The sequence below is a fragment of the Cupriavidus sp. KB_39 genome, from assembly GCF_052114485.1.
Taxonomy (GTDB): Bacteria; Pseudomonadota; Gammaproteobacteria; order Burkholderiales; family Burkholderiaceae; genus Cupriavidus.
The window spans coordinates 39,596-57,235 of the sequence record NZ_JBFREV010000038.1; the positions used below are offsets into that span (position 1 = coordinate 39,596).

At 68.6% G+C, this 17,640-nt stretch carries 14 protein-coding genes; 4 read left to right on the top strand and 10 right to left on the bottom strand.

Translation table 11 applies throughout. The features are described from left to right. Positions 1–15: 15 nt before the first annotated feature. The gene (locus tag AB4Z27_RS23380) at positions 16–1,086 is read right to left on the bottom strand and encodes a type IV toxin-antitoxin system AbiEi family antitoxin (protein WP_092300590.1); all 1,071 of its coding nucleotides are present in this window, start codon (positions 1,084–1,086) and stop codon (positions 16–18) included. A gap of 310 nt (positions 1,087–1,396) precedes the next feature. On the opposite strand from AB4Z27_RS23380, the gene AB4Z27_RS23385 reads away from it, so the two are divergent. Then, positions 1,397–1,663: a DUF2188 domain-containing protein gene (locus AB4Z27_RS23385; protein ID WP_441592994.1), complete on the top strand. Its 267-nt coding sequence runs from the start codon at positions 1,397–1,399 to the stop codon at positions 1,661–1,663. Between the two features lie 50 nt (positions 1,664–1,713). Here the strand turns inward: AB4Z27_RS23385 and AB4Z27_RS23390 are convergent, their stop codons facing one another. The 3 genes from AB4Z27_RS23390 to AB4Z27_RS23400 all read right to left on the bottom strand — a co-directional run bounded on the left by AB4Z27_RS23390 (position 1,714) and on the right by AB4Z27_RS23400 (position 4,044). Next, on the bottom strand, positions 1,714–2,007 hold the full coding sequence (locus tag AB4Z27_RS23390; RefSeq protein WP_441645372.1) for a hypothetical protein: 294 nt from the start codon (positions 2,005–2,007) through the stop codon (positions 1,714–1,716). A 108-nt stretch (positions 2,008–2,115) separates the two neighbouring features. Continuing rightward, positions 2,116–2,409: a BON domain-containing protein gene (locus AB4Z27_RS23395; RefSeq protein ID WP_441645373.1), complete on the bottom strand. Its 294-nt coding sequence runs from the start codon at positions 2,407–2,409 to the stop codon at positions 2,116–2,118. A 15-nt stretch (positions 2,410–2,424) separates the two neighbouring features. Further along, positions 2,425–4,044: a BON domain-containing protein gene (locus AB4Z27_RS23400; RefSeq protein ID WP_441645374.1), complete on the bottom strand. Its 1,620-nt coding sequence runs from the start codon at positions 4,042–4,044 to the stop codon at positions 2,425–2,427. A gap of 323 nt (positions 4,045–4,367) precedes the next feature. On the opposite strand from AB4Z27_RS23400, the gene AB4Z27_RS23405 reads away from it, so the two are divergent. Together AB4Z27_RS23405 and AB4Z27_RS23410 are read left to right on the top strand one after the other, a co-directional pair. Next, a complete protein-coding gene (locus tag AB4Z27_RS23405; RefSeq protein WP_441592989.1) occupies positions 4,368–4,727 on the top strand; it encodes a hypothetical protein in 360 nt (119 codons plus the stop codon). Between the two features lie 196 nt (positions 4,728–4,923). Continuing rightward, positions 4,924–5,424 (top strand): hypothetical protein, encoded by a 501-nt coding sequence (locus AB4Z27_RS23410; RefSeq protein WP_092300604.1) that lies wholly within the window; start codon positions 4,924–4,926, stop codon positions 5,422–5,424. A gap of 12 nt (positions 5,425–5,436) precedes the next feature. Here AB4Z27_RS23410 and AB4Z27_RS23415 read toward each other — a convergent pair whose 3' ends face one another. After that, positions 5,437–5,979, bottom strand: a complete 543-nt coding sequence (locus tag AB4Z27_RS23415; protein ID WP_441645375.1) for a malto-oligosyltrehalose synthase — start codon at positions 5,977–5,979, stop codon at positions 5,437–5,439. A 302-nt stretch (positions 5,980–6,281) separates the two neighbouring features. Here AB4Z27_RS23415 and AB4Z27_RS23420 point away from each other — a divergent pair, with 302 nt between their 5' ends. Beyond that, positions 6,282–6,587: a hypothetical protein gene (locus AB4Z27_RS23420; protein ID WP_092300610.1), complete on the top strand. Its 306-nt coding sequence runs from the start codon at positions 6,282–6,284 to the stop codon at positions 6,585–6,587. Positions 6,588–6,708: 121 nt separating this feature from the next. Here AB4Z27_RS23420 and AB4Z27_RS23425 read toward each other — a convergent pair whose 3' ends face one another. The 5 genes from AB4Z27_RS23425 to aspT form a co-directional block, all read right to left on the bottom strand. Continuing rightward, positions 6,709–7,545 carry a BON domain-containing protein gene (locus AB4Z27_RS23425; protein ID WP_092300614.1) on the bottom strand — a complete coding sequence of 279 codons (837 nt, stop codon included), beginning with the start codon at positions 7,543–7,545 and terminating at the stop codon, positions 6,709–6,711. A gap of 162 nt (positions 7,546–7,707) precedes the next feature. Beyond that, complete coding sequence (locus AB4Z27_RS23430; protein ID WP_092300759.1) at positions 7,708–9,084, bottom strand: MFS transporter; 1,377 nt, start codon at positions 9,082–9,084, stop codon at positions 7,708–7,710. Positions 9,085–9,377: 293 nt separating this feature from the next. Continuing rightward, the gene (locus tag AB4Z27_RS23435; protein ID WP_255370974.1) at positions 9,378–9,830 is read right to left on the bottom strand and encodes a short-chain fatty acid transporter; all 453 of its coding nucleotides are present in this window, start codon (positions 9,828–9,830) and stop codon (positions 9,378–9,380) included. Between the two features lie 126 nt (positions 9,831–9,956). Further along, positions 9,957–15,839, bottom strand: a complete 5,883-nt coding sequence (gene uvrA / locus AB4Z27_RS23440; RefSeq protein ID WP_441645376.1) for an excinuclease ABC subunit UvrA — start codon at positions 15,837–15,839, stop codon at positions 9,957–9,959. Positions 15,840–16,062: 223 nt separating this feature from the next. Beyond that, on the bottom strand, positions 16,063–17,640 hold a 1,578-nt coding region (gene aspT / locus AB4Z27_RS23445; protein ID WP_441645378.1), incomplete at its 5' end, for an aspartate-alanine antiporter.

Sequence of the window (17,640 nt, forward strand, 5' to 3'; positions counted from 1 at the left end):
CGGCTGGCCGGTGGCCTAGAACCGGTCCAGCACGTCCTTGATGCGCGCCTTGCGCAACTGCGTGGCCTCCGCGAGGTGGTCCGCATCGAGCGTGGCCATCAGGTCGGCATAAACGAGGACGGGCGGCGCCAGGTCCGGCCGGCCCGGCGGCGGGGACTCCAGCCCCTCTACCGATGGGTCCCAGAACGCTTCGAGCACCTCCACCGTGCCGTCCGGGTCCGGCTGCAGCCGGTGTTTCTGGGTCAGCATCTGGAGCGCGCCCGCCATCCGCGCGGGGGCGATATAGAGCGTCTGGCTGGCCGGACGAATCCCGCCGACCATCGCCGCCGCCGCGACCTCGCCACTCCAGTAGCCGCCCAGCTCCGTTGCGTTGACCGCCTGCCACCAGTCCGCMGCCGGCGCACTGAAGCGGCGCGGCTGTAGCCGGTGGCGCAGGATGGTCGGATAGTTGGCCACCCATTCATCGAGCAGCCGGTCCGGCGCGGTCAGGCGCCGCCCCTCGTCCTCGCGCGTCTCCAGCAGCCAGCCGCGCGCGGACAGCCCGTTGAACACCGCCCCCACCGAGCCCAGCGCAATGCCGCTGACYCGGGCGATTTCCCGGTACGTGGCCTGGAGCAGTTCCGGCTGGCACAGCAGCGCGAAGACCATCCGCTGGGAACTCGGGTTGCCGCTGATGCGCACGGCGGGCCGCACCACGCTGTCCGGCGGGGTCTGGCCGATGACGAAGACGAACAATTCCGGGGCATCGAGGAAGGTATTGCCGGCCGTGTCGAGGAACTGGAGCCCCATCTCGCGGCACTGCCCGGCCAGCGCCGGGGTCAGGTAGGTGGTGACGAGCAGGCCCGGCGCGCGCTCCTGCAACTGGGCGCGCACCACGGAGAGGTCCGCGACCGTGCGCACCGAGCGCCGGCACTCCACCGCGTAGCGATGGGCGGCGTCGCCGCGCCGCAGGGAAATGGCGGCCACCGGCGCCTCGCCGCCCGGGTCGCGCCGGCCATGGCGGATGCGGGCCTGCATGCCCGTAGTGCGGTGCAGGGCCACCAGCGCGGCCTCCACCCAGTCGATATCGCCCGCCTTCTGGTCCATGGCTGCGTCCTCCGGGTCGCCGAACGGGAATCGGGAAAAGTAACCCCGATCATGGACCAAAGGACGCCGCTGTTCAACTTTTCGCGCTGTTCAGCCCGATTGAACAGGCGGCGAAACATGAACATGGCGGGGGGCGCGGGCGCTCCCGCCGCGACGAGATCCGCCCGCGTCACGCGCCARGCGGCGGCCACCGACAGCCCTGTCAGACAAACGCCGATGCAGCATGCCGGGGTCGCCATCCGAGAATATTGGCAGTCCGCGTGGAGACGGACCTCTCAATAATCGGGAAGCGACCAGGAGCACATTCACCATGCCGAAGAATTTTCACATCGTGCTGAACGACGGCTTTTGGGATCTGCGGGCGGACGGCGTGCCGCGCGCCATCAGCCGTCACAAGACCCGGGACGAAGCCATCCGGGTGGGCCGTGCGGCAGCGGAGCGCCTCAAAGTCTCGCTGCGCGTGGAGGACGAGCAGGCTGAGGCAGCAGACGACGTAGAAGAAACGGAAGAGGCCGAAACATCCAGCCCCTCCACGTTCCAGATGGATTGCGGGATTGCGCGCATGGCTGCGGCCTGACGCCCATCCCCCCGTCCTGTGGCAACGCCCCCTCGGGGGCGTTTTTCATGTCAGGAGCGGTTGTCCACGGGCGGCGCATCGGGGTCGCGGCTGCCGGGGTCGTGGAGGTCCTGCTCCCCCACGCCGGGTGGCGCGTTGCCCCGCTCGTCCGGCTTGCCCCGCTCCGCCTGCGGGTTGGACTGCGGGCCCGAGGGCTCGGCGTTGGACTGCGGGCTGGATTGCGGGCTGGATTGCGGCGCCTGCGGGTTCTCGCCACGCTGGCCGGCATCGGCGCCAATCGCATCATGGTTGCGACGACGGTCGCGGTTGCGCCGGCGGCGCGTTCCTGCATAGGCGAATGGCATGGGCGTCTCCTTCTTCTTGCTGTGATACGGATGGTCGTCCTGCGTTGCAACGTCCGGCTTGATTCGTTCCGCGTTAAGGTTCCGCGTTCAGTCTTTCCGCGCTTTCCGCTAGCGGCCTGCCGAAGACCGGTCAGGCGCCACGCGGACGCGGTTCTCCACGGCGCGCACGCCGGGAATCCGGTCGATGGCGTCCTCGACGCGCGCCCGGTCAGCCCGGGTGCCGATGGCGCCTTCCAGCGTCACCGCGCCTTCTTGCACGGTCACCGACACCTCGCTCACATCGATCCCGCTGCGCCAGAGGCGCTCGCATAGCAGGTCATGCAGCGACGCATCGGAGCGCACGCGCGTGGCGCGCTGGCTGYGGTCGGCGCCCGCGCCGGGCGCCGGGTTCAGTTCACTCATGGTGGCTCCCTTCCATCAGGTGGACGATTTGCCGGKTGGGGTCGAACCGGACTGCGGATCTGTGSCSGTGGGCGCCTTGCCGGTCCGGCCGGCCTCCAGTGCGCTGGTGTAGCCGCTGGACGAGGAACCGGGGGTGGTGCTCGCACTGCCCGAGCTGCCCGAGGTACTCAAACCGCCGAGACGGCTGCCCGATTGCATGGCCGATTGACTGCCCGATTGGCCTCCCGCTTCGCGCTGCACCCGCAACTGGTTCTGCACGTCCTTCACGCCGAACACATCGTCGGCAATATCCTCGATGCGGTACTTCTGCTGCCGGTCCATCACCGAGCCGCTCAGCGTGATCACGCCGCCAGATACCGTCACCTCCACGTCGCGGACGTTGAGGCGGCCGCTGTGGGTCAGGCGTTCGCAGAGGTCTTCGCGGATACGTTCATCCGACCGCTGGTAGCCCTTGGGCGCCACGCGCTGGGCACGCGCCGCCGCCGAGCCGCCCGCGCCGCCATAGCCGCGATTGAGCGAGCTACGCTCGTTGGCACCKGTGAACTGCTCGTAGGCCCGGTCGTCGCGGTCGTAGCCGGCCCGGTCGAACCCGGCCGAGCGGCTGGCGCCGCCATAGCCGCGTGATCCGGCGGACTGGCCGCCCCAGTTACGGGTGCCCTGCTGCCCGGCGGATGGCTCGTAGTCGGACACGCCATAGGCGCCGGGATAGTGGGTCCGCATATCCGGCGAATGCCCCGGCTCATCCCACGGCGCGCCGCCGCTGCGTGACGCGTCAGGCCACTGACCGCTCATCTGGCGGCGCGGGTTCTGCTGCTGCATSCTGCGGCTCCGCTGCTGGCTTTCCCAGCCGCCGCGCGCGCCGCCCTGGCTGCGGCCCTGGCCCCATTCGTCACCCTGACTGCCTTGCTGGCTCGACCATTCGCTGCCACGGCCGGCACGGCCTTCCTGATGCCAGTCGCCCCAGCGCTCACGCTCGCCCGAGCCGACAAAGCGCTCGCGCGATCCAGATCCGCGCTGCTGGCCTTCGCCATACTCGCCGTAGCGGCCTTCGCCATAGCCGGCGGGGCCGCCCTGATCCCGCGCGGCGCCGGGGTTCCAGCCCTCGCCGGCGCGGTTGCCGCCGTAGCGGTGCGCTTCCATGCGGCGCGGATCGCCGCCGTAGCCGCTGCGCTGGCCGTACAGCGACGAGGGGTCCTCGCCATAGCGTTCGCGTTCGCCCCGGCTACGCTCGTTCTGCTCGCTGCCGTAGCGCTCCGATTGACCCTGATAGCCGCCGTAGCCGCTTCCCGTCCGCACGGAGGATTCCTGSGAGGTGCTCTGGTTGCGGCCCTGCTGGTTGCCGCCCTGTTGGCCGCTGCCCTGCCAGTCGCTGCCGCCGCCCTGCTGCTGGCTGGGGCGYCCTTGCCAATCGGAGCCRCCGCCTTGTTGCTGATTCCCTTGCTGCTGATGGGACAGCCAGTTGCCGCTGTCGGCCTGTTGCTGGCGCTGCCAGTGGCTGCCGCCCTGATTCTGCCAACCGGCGCGCTGGGTGCTGCCRCGTTGGTCGTCGRTGTTGCGATCGTCGTCGCGGTCACTGCCGTAGCCGCCCGAGKTGCGGTCGTCGGACCCGCCACCCCTGTAGTTGCCCTGGTTCATGTGGATCTCCGGTTGATCGTCGATCGCGGCGCCCTCTCTTGCCACGCCACGCCGCCGTGCTTCTCTCGTGCTTCTCAACCGGGACGCAAATTCCATACCGCGCGCCACAGCACGGCCCGTGCGCCCCACGGCGCACGCCGGGCGTCCTCGTACCCATCTCCGACCTTTCCCCTTTTACATGCCGATATAAAACGTGCAAAACCCAGCACCGGCGGCAAAGTAGTCGATGTCCTACATGCGTTTCAGGCATCGCCCCCAAGTGGCAGRCGGCCGTCCCGAATATCGTGGAACTACCGTGAGGACACAATCTTGGAGAAACCGACATGAAACGCACGCTTACCGCAACCGCCCTCGCCCTCAGCGCGCTGATCGCGATGCCTGCCATGGCCCAGGGGGGCGGCCAGGCCCCCGTCTCGCCGAACGTGCCGAACCCGAGCGCGCCGCCGGCCCCTGAAGGCCCCAGCACGCAGCGCGGCACCTTGCCTTCTGCCACCCAACCCGGCAGCAGCGGCACGATGAGCAGCGGCTCGACCATGCACAAGGACAGCTCGACCACCAAGAAGGACTCCACGGCACGTTCGAAGAAGCCGCGCGAGCAAGGCGCCCCCGCGGTGCCGACCGCCGACGCACCGTCCGGCCCGAAGGGTGACTCGCCGGACCCGGCGCCGGGCACCAAGCGCTAAGTTCGCGCCAAGCCCGCCGACCGGTCATCACCCGCGCCGCCCACTGCGTTTGCAGGCGGGCGGCGTTTTGCGTGCATTCAACTCAGATCTGCACGAAATTTCAGGGCGATATGGATAGGGCTTTGGTCCCGGAACGGCTACCGTCTCCTACAGTGAGACATGACAAGACAACTGCAAGGACATGACGGAGACGTAGATGGATGCATTGACTACTACACTCGCCCGACTGAGCCGCCATGCCCAGTCGTGCGCAGAGTCGTTGTCCGCCGTGGCCGCTGCGGCGTCTGACCCGCAGATGCGCGCCGTGCTGGCGCATCGGGCGAACATGCAGCGCTGTGCGGCAGCCGAACTGGCCGTCCGGGCCGGCGCCAGTCTGGGCGACGGACACGGTACATCGCACGGCTCTGCCGTGCCCCCACCGCGGCGCGATACGCCGGGCAGCCCCGGCACGCCCTCGCCGGACGCCGGCGAGTTGCTGCTGCTGCGCCACGCGGCACAACAGGCCGGCCGCGCGGCCAGCGCCTATGGCGCACTGCTGCGCGAGCCGATCGACGATCCGGACCTGCGGCTGCTGCTCGCCCATTACTACCGGGGCGCCACGGAATTGCAGCGGCTGCTCGAGCATCGCGTAGCCGAGTTCTCTCCCGCGCGGGCCGCAGGCATGACGTCGCGGCGGATGAGTCCGCCGCTGCACTAGGAGGGCAGCGCCCTAACCTTGCGGATAGCCGGCGCGCAGCAGCCCCGCCTGGCGCGGCGCGGTCAGTTCCTGCTGCGGCTGGTACGGCCGGATCACCAGCGCCACATAGTCGTCGTCCTTGGGCGACACCACCAGGTACASCAGACCCGACATGACCAGGGCCACCTCGCCCAACTGCGCGGCGATGCGCGCGGCAATGAAGCGCTGGAGCAGCACCGGGTCCACGGTGGCGTCGATGGCAAGCGCGGCCGTGCAGATCGTCATCAGGCACTGTTCCACGGCGCGGCAGACCACCACCACCTCGTCGATGGCGTACCCGGTGTGGGCCGCGCGCACGAGCACGGAAATGCCCTCGCTGGTCTTGGCGCGATGCCAGCCGGGTTTGGCGCGGAAATCGGGCAGCGCGAGGCGAGACCCGGCGCCCGTCGCCACGGCGTTGAACTGGTGGGCGAAGTCGCGCGGACTGATGGAGAGCAGTTGTTTTTCCACGGGCGTGGAGGAGACGGCTACCGACGAGGCCAGGCTCATCGTCACCAGGATGCCGGACAAGTTCATCGTGATCTCCCTGGCTGACGCCTGGCGGTGCCCTGCACCGCGTAGGTCACGCAGCCCACCATCCCTGAGCAATTGGCATTCCAGCCTCTGGCGGGCGGTCTGCGTGGCGAATGTGTGTCGCGGTCCCCTGCCTGGAACTATAGGCGGCGGCGGGTCTTGGTGAAAACCCTAAACCTTCGCCCCTGCCGTTGCGCATGCCGGCCGCCCCGCCGAGCGGGATGTGCCGACTGGCATGCAACTTGCCGCCCTTCTTGTCGAAGGACATGTGAACCGACCATGAATCGATCATCAGGAGCCCCATCATGAGCAAGACGTCCCGCCATCCGCATGACACGCCCTCCCGACGAGGGGACCAGACCGGCGCCAGCGACCCCGAGAGCATCCCCAGCACGCTCGATCCCAACCTGGACACCGATGCCAGCGACTTGGAACGGGAGTTGGGCCAGGCCGAGCGCGACCTCCACGTGGCCGAGGAAGACAACCCCGAGGACGAGATCTCCGACGAAGTGCAGCGCGCCGCCGAGTCCCTGCCGTCCGACACCCCGGTCGACCGGGCCGACCAGACCGACAAGCGCATGGAAAATCCGCCGAACGGCAGCGATCTCTAGGGTGCCCGTCTCCGGGCCATCCCATGAAAAATGCCCCGGCGAACCGGGGCATTGTCTTTCGCGAGGGGGGCAAATCGGACTAGTTCGACACTAGTTCGACACTAGTTCGACACTAGTTCGATTATTCCGAGGCCAGCACGCCATACGGGCGGATGTGGAGCTTGTTGATCACATCCGTCACGCCGAAGGTGTCATCGGCAATGTCTTCCACCTCGTACTTGATGCGCCGATTGTCCACCGAGCCGGTCAGGGTGACGATGCTGCCCATGACCGTGACGTCCACTTCGCTCACGTCGAGGCCCGACTGATGGGCCAGCCGCTCGCACAGTTCCTCGCGGATGCGCTCGTCGGTGCGGGTGTAGTTCTTCGGTCCCACCCGGCGCGAATAGCCATAGGGCGACCGCTCCTGCCCGAACGACTGGTCACCGCGTGAGCGCTGGCGGTAGTTGCGGCCGGCCTCGGCCTCGTAGCCGCGCTGGGGCTGGGGCTGGGGCTGGTAGGGCTCGTAAGGGGGATTGGGGTCGGCGCGCCGGGCGGGCGTGGTGCCGGGCGAGCGCGAGGCGGCCTGATAGCCATCCTCATAGCCGCTGCTGTAGGCGGTCACGTAGCCGCGGTTGTGCGGCGTGCTCTCGTCGCGGTTCTCGTCGTAGGTGGAGCGGGCTGGATAGTAGACCGGGCCGCCACGTGCCTGGTTGCCCTGCCGGCCCGATTCCGTGCCCCATGCCGTACGGCCGCGCCGCCAGGCGCCATCGTCGCGCACATTGTCGTCGGGCGCGTTCCAGCCGTTGTCGCTGGCGTCATAGGGATTGCGGTCGCGCGTGTTGCCGTACCGGCCGCCCGACAGGTCGCGTTCCCGCCAGTTCCGATCATCGCCCGGTACGTGACCGTAGCCTTGCTCCGAGCCGCCGTAACGCTGGTCCGGCCACCGGCGTCGGCCATAGTCGTCTGATCGCTTCATTGCGTTCCTCCATGGGCTGGGGCGCGAGACGCGGCCCCGATACGGAAGAAGCGGCAAGTTTCATACCGAGCGCGGCAGGCGCCCGGTGTGGCGAATCATCCACCTACGGCATGCAGTTTCTACAAGCTGTGCGCGCACAAAGCGGCGCCGCTTATKTCCTGATTATTTGCCGGCGGCCCGCATCGCGGCGCTGTCCGCGCTGTCCGCACTTTGCGGCGTCACCAGCCGCAGGCCGCTGGCGATGGCCGCCAGCCCGGCAAAMCCGGCGCCGAGCGACAGCGCCAGGGTCGGCCCATGCTCGCCGGCAATGCTGAACGACAGCGCCACCAGCGCAGCGCCCGTGGCCTGACCGATCAGGCGCGCCGTGGCAATCACCCCGCTGGCACCGCCCGAGCGCTCGCGCGGCGCGCTGCCCATCAGTGCCTTGAGGTTGGGCGACTGGAAGAAACCGAAGCCAGCCCCGCAGATCGCCATGCGGATGCCGATGTTCAGCGCGCTGGCATCCGCCGGCATCATCGCCAGCGACGCCATGCCGACCGCCATGACGGCCAGCCCCACCCCGCCGAGCAGGCCGGGCGGATAGCGGTCAGACAGGCGCCCCGCCAGCGGCGCCATCAGCGCGACCACGGCGGACCACGGCGTCAGGAGGAAGCCGGTTTCCACCGGATTGCGCCCCAGCACATGCTCGAAATAGAACGGCAGCGACACGAAGGCCAGCCCCTGCGCGGCGAACGAGCAGACGGCGGTCAGCGTGGACAGCGCGAACATCGGCCGACGGAACAGGTCCACCGGCAGCATCGGGGCCGGATGACCGCGTTCGCGGCGCAGCAGCAGCACGAAGGCGATGAGGAACACCACGGCGGCTGCCACCACGTATTCCACCGGCTCGCGCTGCACGCCCTCGCCGAGCGCGAAGATCAGCGCCGCGAAGGTAATGACGTTGAGGATGGCCGCCACGGGGTCGAAGCCATGCGTGCTGCGCTTGCTCTCCGGCAGCGAGCGCCAGCCGATSGACAGCGCCAGCAGCCCGATCGGCAGGTTCACGGCGAACAGCCACGGCCAGGTGCCGAACGAGAGGATGACGGACGCCACGGTCGGCCCGACCGCGAACGACACCCCGACGATCAACGCGTTCAGCCCCAGCCCGCGCCCAAGCCGGTGCATCGGAAAAATCGCGGAAATCAGTGCCGTGTTCACGCTCATGATGGCGGCGGCGCCGATGCCCTGCAGCGCCCGCGCGGCAGCCAGCGACGGCAGCGACCACGCCATGGCGCAGATCACCGACGAGATGACGAAGACGATCACCCCGCTCAGATACATGCGCCGGTGACCGACGATGCCGCTCAGCGCGGCGAACGGCAGCAGCGTGGCCACCATCGCCAGTTGGTAGGCGTTGATGATCCAGACTGAGGCCTGCGGGGTGCTGCGCAGGTCCGCCGCGATGGCCGGCAGCGCGGTATTGGCGATGGCCGTGTCGAGCGTGGCCAGCGCCACCGCGATCATGATCGCCGCCATGCCGCGCTTCTCGCGGGGCGTCATGGCGTTGTCGAGCGGGGGCTGCGTGGCCGGGCTGGGCGGCGCGGAGGACGGCTGGCTGGCGGGGGTCTGCACGGTCGGATTACCAGTAGGGGCGATCGGGGCGAAGGCGCCGGACGGGGGGCCGTCCATGTCGCCAGATCGAGACAATACGGGAAAACGCGCGGGCCTGCTGAAGCCGCTTCAGCGTCCGCTTAATAGATCAGAGGGAAGTTGCCGGGAGATCGCGGCCGATGGGAAGAGGTTTCCCACCGTTAGCGGCGCGATATCAGCGAAATGCTGGATAAGTCAACGATTCAGTACCGCATCTGCACGTCGTCCACGCGGCTGGTGCGCGTGTTGAACAGGCAGGTGTAGCGGAAGGCCATGGCCGAGTCCGAGGCATCGGGCTCGAAGGTGCCCTCGCCGTTGACGCCGGTTTGCGTGCTGGTCTGCTGATAGATTCGTTCACGGTCCGGCATCATCATCACGCTGCCGGGCTGCGGATAGCGCTGCTTGACCGCGTTGGTGACGGCCTTTTCGCAGGCGTTGCCGGCGGCTTCCATCTGCGAACGGCTCAGGCCACCGGAGCCGCCATAGGTGACGCCCGGCGCCGGTGTAATCGTGGTGGAGGGTGACGCAGGCATGCGCTGCGGCGGGGCCGGGGGCGGCGTGGTGCACGCCGCCAGCAAGGCGACTGTGGCCAGCCCGAGGCTGGCCAACGGCACATCAGAGAAACGAGAAAGAAAGCGTGATGAAAAACGGGGCATCGGGTCGGTTCCGGTATCGGCTACGGACCGTCGGATGACGGGGATATCGGAACGACTCTATGCCAGGAATGCAGTGGGAGCAACCTGGATCAGGTCTTTTTCATCACATTCACGCTTATTCCACCCTCATTCCACTGCGATCCCCCGCTTTTCCTGCTCGGCGCCTTCGTGGGGTTCGCGCGCCAGCACCGGCACCAGCGCCGCGCCGGTATGGCTCGCCGCGTTTCGCGACAGCGTCTCCGGGTCCGACGCGCCGACGATGGTGCCGCCGGCCGCCCCACCCTCCGGGCCGAGATCGATGATCCAGTCCGCTTCGGCAATCACGTCGAGGTCATGCTCGATCACCACCACGCTGTGCCCGCCATCGGTCAGCCGGTGCAGCACGCGAATCAGCCGCGCCACATCGGCCATATGCAGGCCAACGGTCGGTTCATCGAGCACATACAGCGTGTGCGGCGCCTTCTGGCCCCGGCGCGTGATGTCGTCACGCACCTTCGACAGCTCCGTCACCAGCTTGATCCGCTGCGCCTCCCCGCCAGACAGCGTGGGCGATGGCTGCCCCAGCGTCAGGTAGCCGAGGCCGACATCCTTCATCAGTTGCAGCGGATGGGCGATCTGCGTGATGGCGCCGAAGAACTCCACCGCCTCGTCGATCTCCATGGTCAGTACATCGCCGATGTTCTTGCCGCGCCAGGTCACCGCCAGCGTCTCCGGGTTGAAGCGCTGGCCATGGCAGACGTCGCACAGCACCTTCACATCGGGCAGGAAGCTCATGCCGATGGTGCGCACGCCCTGGCCCTCGCAGGCCGGGCAGCGCCCGTCGCCGGTATTGAACGAGAAGCGCGAGGCGCTGTAGCCGCGCGCCTTGGCCTCCAGCGTCTCCGCAAACATCTTCCGGATCGCGTCCCAGACACCGATATAGGTGGCCGGGCACGAGCGCGGCGTCTTGCCGATGGGGGTCTGGTCGACCTCCAGCACGCGATCGATGGACTCCCAACCGCTGATCGACGTGCAGCCATGCCACGCATGCGCCACATTCAGCGCGCGCGTGGCCGTAGGCTTGCCGGCCTTCTCGGCGGCAGCCCGGGCCCGGCGCGTGGCCGGCGACGACATTACCGAGCGCCCCACGGCGTCCAGCAGGTTGGTCATCAGCACGTCCCGCGCGAGCGTGGACTTGCCCGAGCCGGACACGCCGGTAATCGCCACCAGACGCGCCAGCGGAATCCGCGCCGTGACATGGCGCAGGTTATGTAGATGCGCACCCTCCACGGTCAGCCATTGCGCCGGCTCGGCTTCCCGGCCCGCGCGCGCCGGCCGCACCGCGCGGCGCGGCTGAAGCGGATGGATGATCGGCCGCGCCAGGAACTGGCCCGTGGTGGAGTCCGGTGCGGCGGCCAGCGCCGCCACCCCGCCCTGCGCCACGAGATGCCCGCCGCGCTTGCCGGCGCCGGGGCCAATATCGATGATGTGGTCGGCACGGCGGATGGTGTCCTCGTCATGCTCCACCACCACCAGCGTGTTGCCCTTGTCGCCAAGCTTGCGCAGGGCGTCCAGCAGGATCTGGTTGTCGCGCGGATGCAGGCCGATGGTCGGCTCGTCCAGCACGTAGCACACGCCCTGCAGGTTGCTGCCGAGCTGTGCCGCCAGGCGGATGCGCTGCGCCTCGCCGCCCGAGAGGCTCGGCGCGGCCCGGTCCAGGCTCAGGTAGCCCAGCCCCACTTCTTCCAGGAACTGCAGCCGGCTGGCGATTTCCGACACCACGTCGCGCGCGATCTCGGCATCGCGGCCCTTGAGCCGCAGGCCGTCCACCCAGCGCCGCGTATCAGACACGGTCCATTGGGCGACATCGGTAATCGCGCTGGCCTCGAAGGTCACCGCGCGCGCCACCGGGTTCAGGCGCGTGCCGCTGCAATCGGCGCAAGGCGTATCGCCCACGCCTTCCGGCTCCTGCTCCTCGGACGGCAGGCTTTGCTCGCGCCCGCGGTTGTCGTCGGCGCCAAGCACCGTGTCGTCGTATGCCGCGCGCTGCTCGCGGGTCAGCGCCAGCCCCGTGCCCACGCAGGTGGTGCACCAGCCATGCTTGCTGTTGTACGAGAACATGCGCGGATCGAGTTCCGGGTAGCTCGTGCCACAGACCGGACAGGCGCGCTTCGTCGAAAACACCTTGGTTTCGCCGACGTGGCGGGTGCCGTTGCCATCATGGATGGCGTCGTGCAGCCCATCCAGCGGCGCCAGCAGGTGCATCACGCCCTTGCCCACCTCCAGCGTCTGGTCCAGCAGCGCGCGCAGCGCCGCCTCGTTATCCGCCGAAATCACGATGTCACCCACCGGCAGTTCGATGGTGTGCTCGCGGAAGCGGTCCAGGCGCGGCCACGGGTCCACCGGCAGGAATTCGCCGTCCACGCGCAGGTGGGTGTTGCCGCGCGCCTTGGCCCATTTGGCCAGATCCGTATAGACGCCCTTGCGGTTCACCACCAGCGGCGCCAGCAGGCCCACATGCTGGCCGCGATGGTCGCGCAGCAGTTGCGCCACAATGGACGCCGCGCTCTGCGACGTCACCGGCGCGCCGTCATGCACGCAGTGCTGGATGCCCAGCTTCACGTACAGCAGGCGCAGGAAGTGCCAGACCTCGGAGGTCGTCGCCACCGTGCTCTTGCGGCCACCGCGCGACAGCCGCTGCTCGATGGCCACGGTCGGCGGAATGCCATACACCGCGTCCACCTCCGGCCGCCCGGCCGGCTGCACGATCGAACGCGCATAGGCATTCAGCGATTCCAGATAGCGGCGCTGGCCCTCGTGGAACAGGATGTCGAAGGCCAGCGTGGATTTGCCCGAGCCCGAGACGCCCGTAATCACATTGAACTTCCCGTGCGGGATGTCGACATTCAGCGATTTCAGGTTGTGCTCGTGCGCGTTGACGATGCGCACCACTCCCTCGCCCTCGATGGCCCGGCGCGCGCGCTTGGCCTGCAGCGCGGCTTGCAGCGGCAGGCCGTGCYCGGCCATCTCGGCGCGCTCGGCGGCCAGCGTGCCGGCCTCGCCCATGGCCTGGTCATACTGGATCAGCGCATGGCCGGTATGCGAGTGTTCGCAGCCCTTGACGTCCTCGGGCGTGCCCACGCACAGCACCTCGCCGCCGGCGTCGCCGCCTTCCGGGCCCAGGTCGATCAGCCAGTCCGCCGCGCGAATCACATCCAGGTTGTGTTCGATCACGATCAGCGAATGGCCGCCGTCCAGCAGCTTGCCGAACGCGCGCATCAGCTTGGCGATGTCGTCGAAATGCAGGCCGGTGGTGGGTTCGTCGAACATGAACAGCCGCCGGGGCAGGATCACCGCCTTGCGGTTCTTCACCGGCTGGGTCTGCGCGGTCTCGGCCAGGAAGCCGGCCAGCTTGAGCCGCTGGGCCTCCCCGCCGGACAGCGTCGGCACGGGCTGGCCCAGCTTCACGTATTCCAGGCCGACGTCGGCAATCGGCGCCAACACGCGCAGGACGGCGGCATCGTCGGCGAACAGCGCCGTSGCCTCGCTGACGGTCAGCTCCAGCACATCGGCCACGCTCAACTGGCGCGRCGGCTGGCCRCGCACSGCGCGGGCGATCTTCACCTCTAGCACCTCGGCGCGATAGCGCGTGCCGTCGCAATCGGGGCAGCGCAGGTAAACGTCGCTCAGGAACTGCATCTCCACGTGCTCGAAGCCCGAGCCGCCGCAGGTCGGGCAGCGCCCGTCGCCCGAATTGAAGCTGAACGTGCCGGCCGTGTAGCCGCGCTGGAGCGCCAGCGGCGCGCGGGCGAACAGCTTGCGGATCTCGTCGAACGCGCCCACGTAGCTGGCCGGGTTGGAGCGCGCGGTCTTGCCGATGGGTGACTGGTCCACGAAGACCACGTCATCCACCTGCTCGGCGCCGATCAGGTCGCGGAACGCGCCGGGGGACTCGGTGGCCTTGCCGAAATGGCGCGCCATGGCCGGGTACAGCACGTCCTGCAGCAGCGTGGACTTGCCCGAGCCGGACACGCCAGTCACGCAGACCAGCCGGTTCAGCGGAATCTCGACGCTGACATCGCGCAGGTTGTGCTCGGTGGCGCCTTCCAGCCGGAGGCGCGGCGTGTCCGCATCGACCTTGCGCGCCTGCCAGTGCGACGCATCCGTCACAAGGCGCCGCCCGCCGAGGTARTCSCCGGTCAGCGTRCGTTCATGGCGGATGGCCGCCGGSGTGCCGTCGAAGACGATGTCACCGCCGCGCTCGCCAGGGCCGGGGCCCATGTCGATCAGCCGGTCGGCGGCCAGCATGACCGAGGGGTCGTGCTCCACCACCACCAACGTGTTGCCGGCGTCGCGCAGCCGATGCATCGCCTCGACGATCCGGTTCAGGTCGCGCGGATGCAGGCCGATGCTCGGCTCATCGAGCACGAACAGCGTGTTGACCAGCGAGGTGCCCAGCGCCGTGGTCAGGTTGATCCGCTGGACCTCCCCGCCAGACAGCGTGCGGCTCTGGCGGTCCAGTGTCAGGTAGCCCAGGCCCACGTCGCACAGGTATTTCAGGCGCGTGCGCACCTCGGCCAGCAGCAGCTTGAGGGCGTCGTCGAGCAAGGCGCTCGGCAGCGTCAGATCGTCGAAAAAGCGGCGGATGCGGGCAATCGGCATCAGCATCAGGTCGTGCACGGTCAGGCCCGGCAGCGCCTCCAGCTGGGTGCGATCCCAGTCCACGCCGCGCGGCAGGAAGCGGTAATCCGGCTGGAGCACGGCGTCTGCATTGGCCTTGTCGCCCAGGCGCCAGAGCAGCGATTCGGTCTTGAGGCGCGCGCCGCCGCAGGTTTCGCAGGGCGTGTAGCTGCGGTACTTCGACAAGAGCACGCGGATGTGCATCTTGTAGGCCTTCGATTCCAGGTAGCTGAAGAACCGCATCACGCCGTACCACTGCTTGTTCCACTGGCCGTTCCAGTCCGGCGAGCCGTGGATGACCCAGTGCTGCTCGGCCTCGCTGAGCTGGTTCCACGGCAGGTCGCGCGGAATGCCGGCGCGGGCGGCGTAGCGCATCAGGTCGTCCTGGCATTCCTTCCAGGCCGGCGTCTGCATCGGCTTGATCGCCCCGTCGCGCAGCGATTTGCGGCTGTCGGGAATCACCAGGCCCAGGTCCACGCCGATGACCCGGCCGAAGCCCCGGCAGGTCTCGCAGGCGCCATAGGCGGAATTGAACGAGAACAGCGCCGGCTGCGGGTCCGCGTAGCGGATATCGCTTTCCGGGCTGTGCAGGCCGGTGGAGAAGCGCCAGACCGGGCCGTCGCYGGCGTCGGTCACCACCTGCACGCTCACGCGACCGCCGCCGCGCTTGAGGGAGGCTTCGATGGCCTCCACGGCGCGGGCCTTGTCCACATTGGCGATGCGGAAGCGGTCTGCCACCACGTCCAGCACTTTGCGGCTGCCGGTGGCGGACTCGACCACGCGCTGGCCGTGCACGCGCGTGTAGCCGCTGACGGACAGCCATTGCGCCACTTCTTCCTCGGTGGCCGAGGCCGGCAGTTCCACGGGGAAGGTCACCACCAGCCGGGCGTCGGCAAAGGGCTGGCCGGGCGCGGTGCGGGCGGCCAGTTCGGCGTAGATGGTCTCGGGGGAGTCATGACGCACCGGCAGCGCCGTCTGGCGGTCGAACAGTTCGGCCGCGCGCGCGTAGAGCAGCTTCAGGTGGTCGTTCAGCTCGGTCATGGTGCCGACGGTGGACCGGGAACTGCGCACCGGGTTGGTCTGGTCGATGGCGATGGCCGGCGGCACGCCGTCCACCTTGTCCACCTGCGGACGGTCCATGCGGTCCAGGAACTGGCGCGCGTAGGCGCTGAAGGTCTCCACGTAGCGGCGCTGGCCTTCCGCGTAGAGCGTATCGAAGACCAGGCTGGACTTGCCCGAGCCCGAGGGGCCCGTTACCACGGTCATCTGGCCCGTGTGCAGGTCAAGGTCGATATTCTTGAGATTGTGCTGACGGGCGCCGCGGATGCGGATCAGGCCATGGTCGGACAATTTTGCCTCGCAAATCAATGGGTTAAGCGCAATGCAGGGGGCGGACGCACCGCCGGAGCCCACCATCGTACTCCGATCGGCTTGGCGAATTACGATGGCTTCGCAGGCCCCGGCGGGGTCTGGTGTGGCGCTACTATACTGTACAAACGTACAGTATGTGGAGCGCGGCTTGCTGCGGCAGAGTGCGCAGCGGAGGGAGAGAGAAAATCTGGGMKGGSGRCGGYTACCCCAGCCGGTAGGCCAGCGCCACGATGATCGGCCCGAGTACGGGAAGCATCACATTGGCGATGGCATAGGTCACCGTATAGCCGAGCAGCGGCACCGAACTCTGGCTGGCGGCCAGGATGGCGCTGATCGCCGGCGTGCTCACGTGCTGCCCGGCGATGGCGCCAATCAGCAACGGGCCCTCGATCTTCAGGAACACGTGGCCGATCCATAGCGACAGGCAAGCCGGCACGAGCGACACGGCGAGGCCGACCAGCGGCAGCATCGCGCCATGCTCGCGCACCAGCGTGATGGCATCCGGCCCCGCCGACAATCCCACGCTGGCGACAAATATCGCCAAGCCGAGGTCCTTCAGCAACTGGACGCCAGCCGGCGGCATGTCCCCCAGCCCGGGCCGCTTGAAGTTGATCCAGCCGAACACCAGCCCGCTCAGCAGCGCCCCGCCGCCGCTGCCGAGCGAGATCGGAATCCCGTACACGGTCACGGACAGCATGCCCACCAGCAGACCCAGCAGGATCCCCACGCAGAGGAAGACGAGATCGGTGGTGTCCACGTGGCGCACGGCCGTGCCCAGCTCCTGCGCGGCCGCGCTCAGCGCCGGGTCGGTGCCGACCAGCGTCAGGCGGTCGCCGTGCAGCAACTGCGTCGCYGGCGTAATCGGCAGGCTCATGCCGGAGCGCATGATCTGCTGCACCCAGACGAAGCGGATATGCCGCTGCGTGGCCGCCCGGGCGAGATCGCCCAGCGTGCGGCCGTTCAGACCGGGCTTGTTGACGATGACCTGGCGTTCGTCGAGCTGGAGCACATCGTGGTGGGCCGCCGGCGGCAACACCTCCACGCCGACCCGTTCGCCCGCATTGACCAGCCGCTCGCGCACACCGATCAGGGCGACGATGTCGCCCGCCTCGATCTTCTGGTCCGGRTCCGCCGTGACGGCCTCAYTGCCGCGGAACAGGCCCGCGACGAGGGTGCGCCCGCCAATCTGGCGTTCAAGCTGGCCGACGGTCAGCCCGGCGGCCCCTTCGGCGCGATAGGCGCGGCCTACCAGACGCGGGAGCGCCGGTTGCGTGGCCACGTCGTCATCCGAGGCGGCCTCCAGCCGGGTGGCGAGCTCGCGGGACGCCGTCTTCAGGTTGAGCCGCAACAGCATCGGCGCGACCTGACTGGTGAAGAAGACAATGCTGACGAGGCCGACCAGATAGGTCAGCGTGTACGCGGTGGCGATGTTCGATTCCATCCGCGTGGTTTCCGCCGCGCCCAGGCCAAGGTGCTTGAGCGCTTCGGCCGCCGTGCCGACCACAGCCGATTCTGTCGCGGCGCCGGCCGCCAGCCCCGCCGCCGTGCCGGGGTCCAGGCCCATCATCCGCGTGGCGGTCAGCACGATCGAGATAACGGCAATCGCCTCGATCAGCGGCAGCACCATGAAGCGCAGGCTGGAGCGGTTCAGGTTGGCGAAGAACTGCGGGCCGCCGGAATAGCCCATCGCGAAGATGAACAGCGCGAAGGCCACCTCCTTCAGTTCCCCGTGGAGCTGGCAGCCGGTCTGCCCGATCAACAGCGCCACGATCAGCGTGCC

Bases quoted from the DNA above. Each gene is read 5' to 3' on its own strand.
- AB4Z27_RS23405 (WP_441592989.1), top strand. From the start codon at position 4,368: ATGAAACGCACGCTTACCGCAACCGCCCTCGCCCTCAGCGCGCTGATC.
- AB4Z27_RS23390 (WP_441645372.1), bottom strand. From the start codon at position 2,007: ATGCCATTCGCCTATGCAGGAACGCGCCGCCGGCGCAACCGCGACCGT.
- AB4Z27_RS23425 (WP_092300614.1), bottom strand. From the start codon at position 7,545: ATGAAGCGATCAGACGACTATGGCCGACGCCGGTGGCCGGACCAGCGT.
- AB4Z27_RS23435 (WP_255370974.1), bottom strand. From the start codon at position 9,830: ATGCCCCGTTTTTCATCACGCTTTCTTTCTCGTTTCTCTGATGTGCCG.
- AB4Z27_RS23385 (WP_441592994.1), top strand. From the start codon at position 1,397: ATGCCGAAGAATTTTCACATCGTGCTGAACGACGGCTTTTGGGATCTG.
- AB4Z27_RS23420 (WP_092300610.1), top strand. From the start codon at position 6,282: ATGAGCAAGACGTCCCGCCATCCGCATGACACGCCCTCCCGACGAGGG.
- AB4Z27_RS23410 (WP_092300604.1), top strand. From the start codon at position 4,924: ATGGATGCATTGACTACTACACTCGCCCGACTGAGCCGCCATGCCCAG.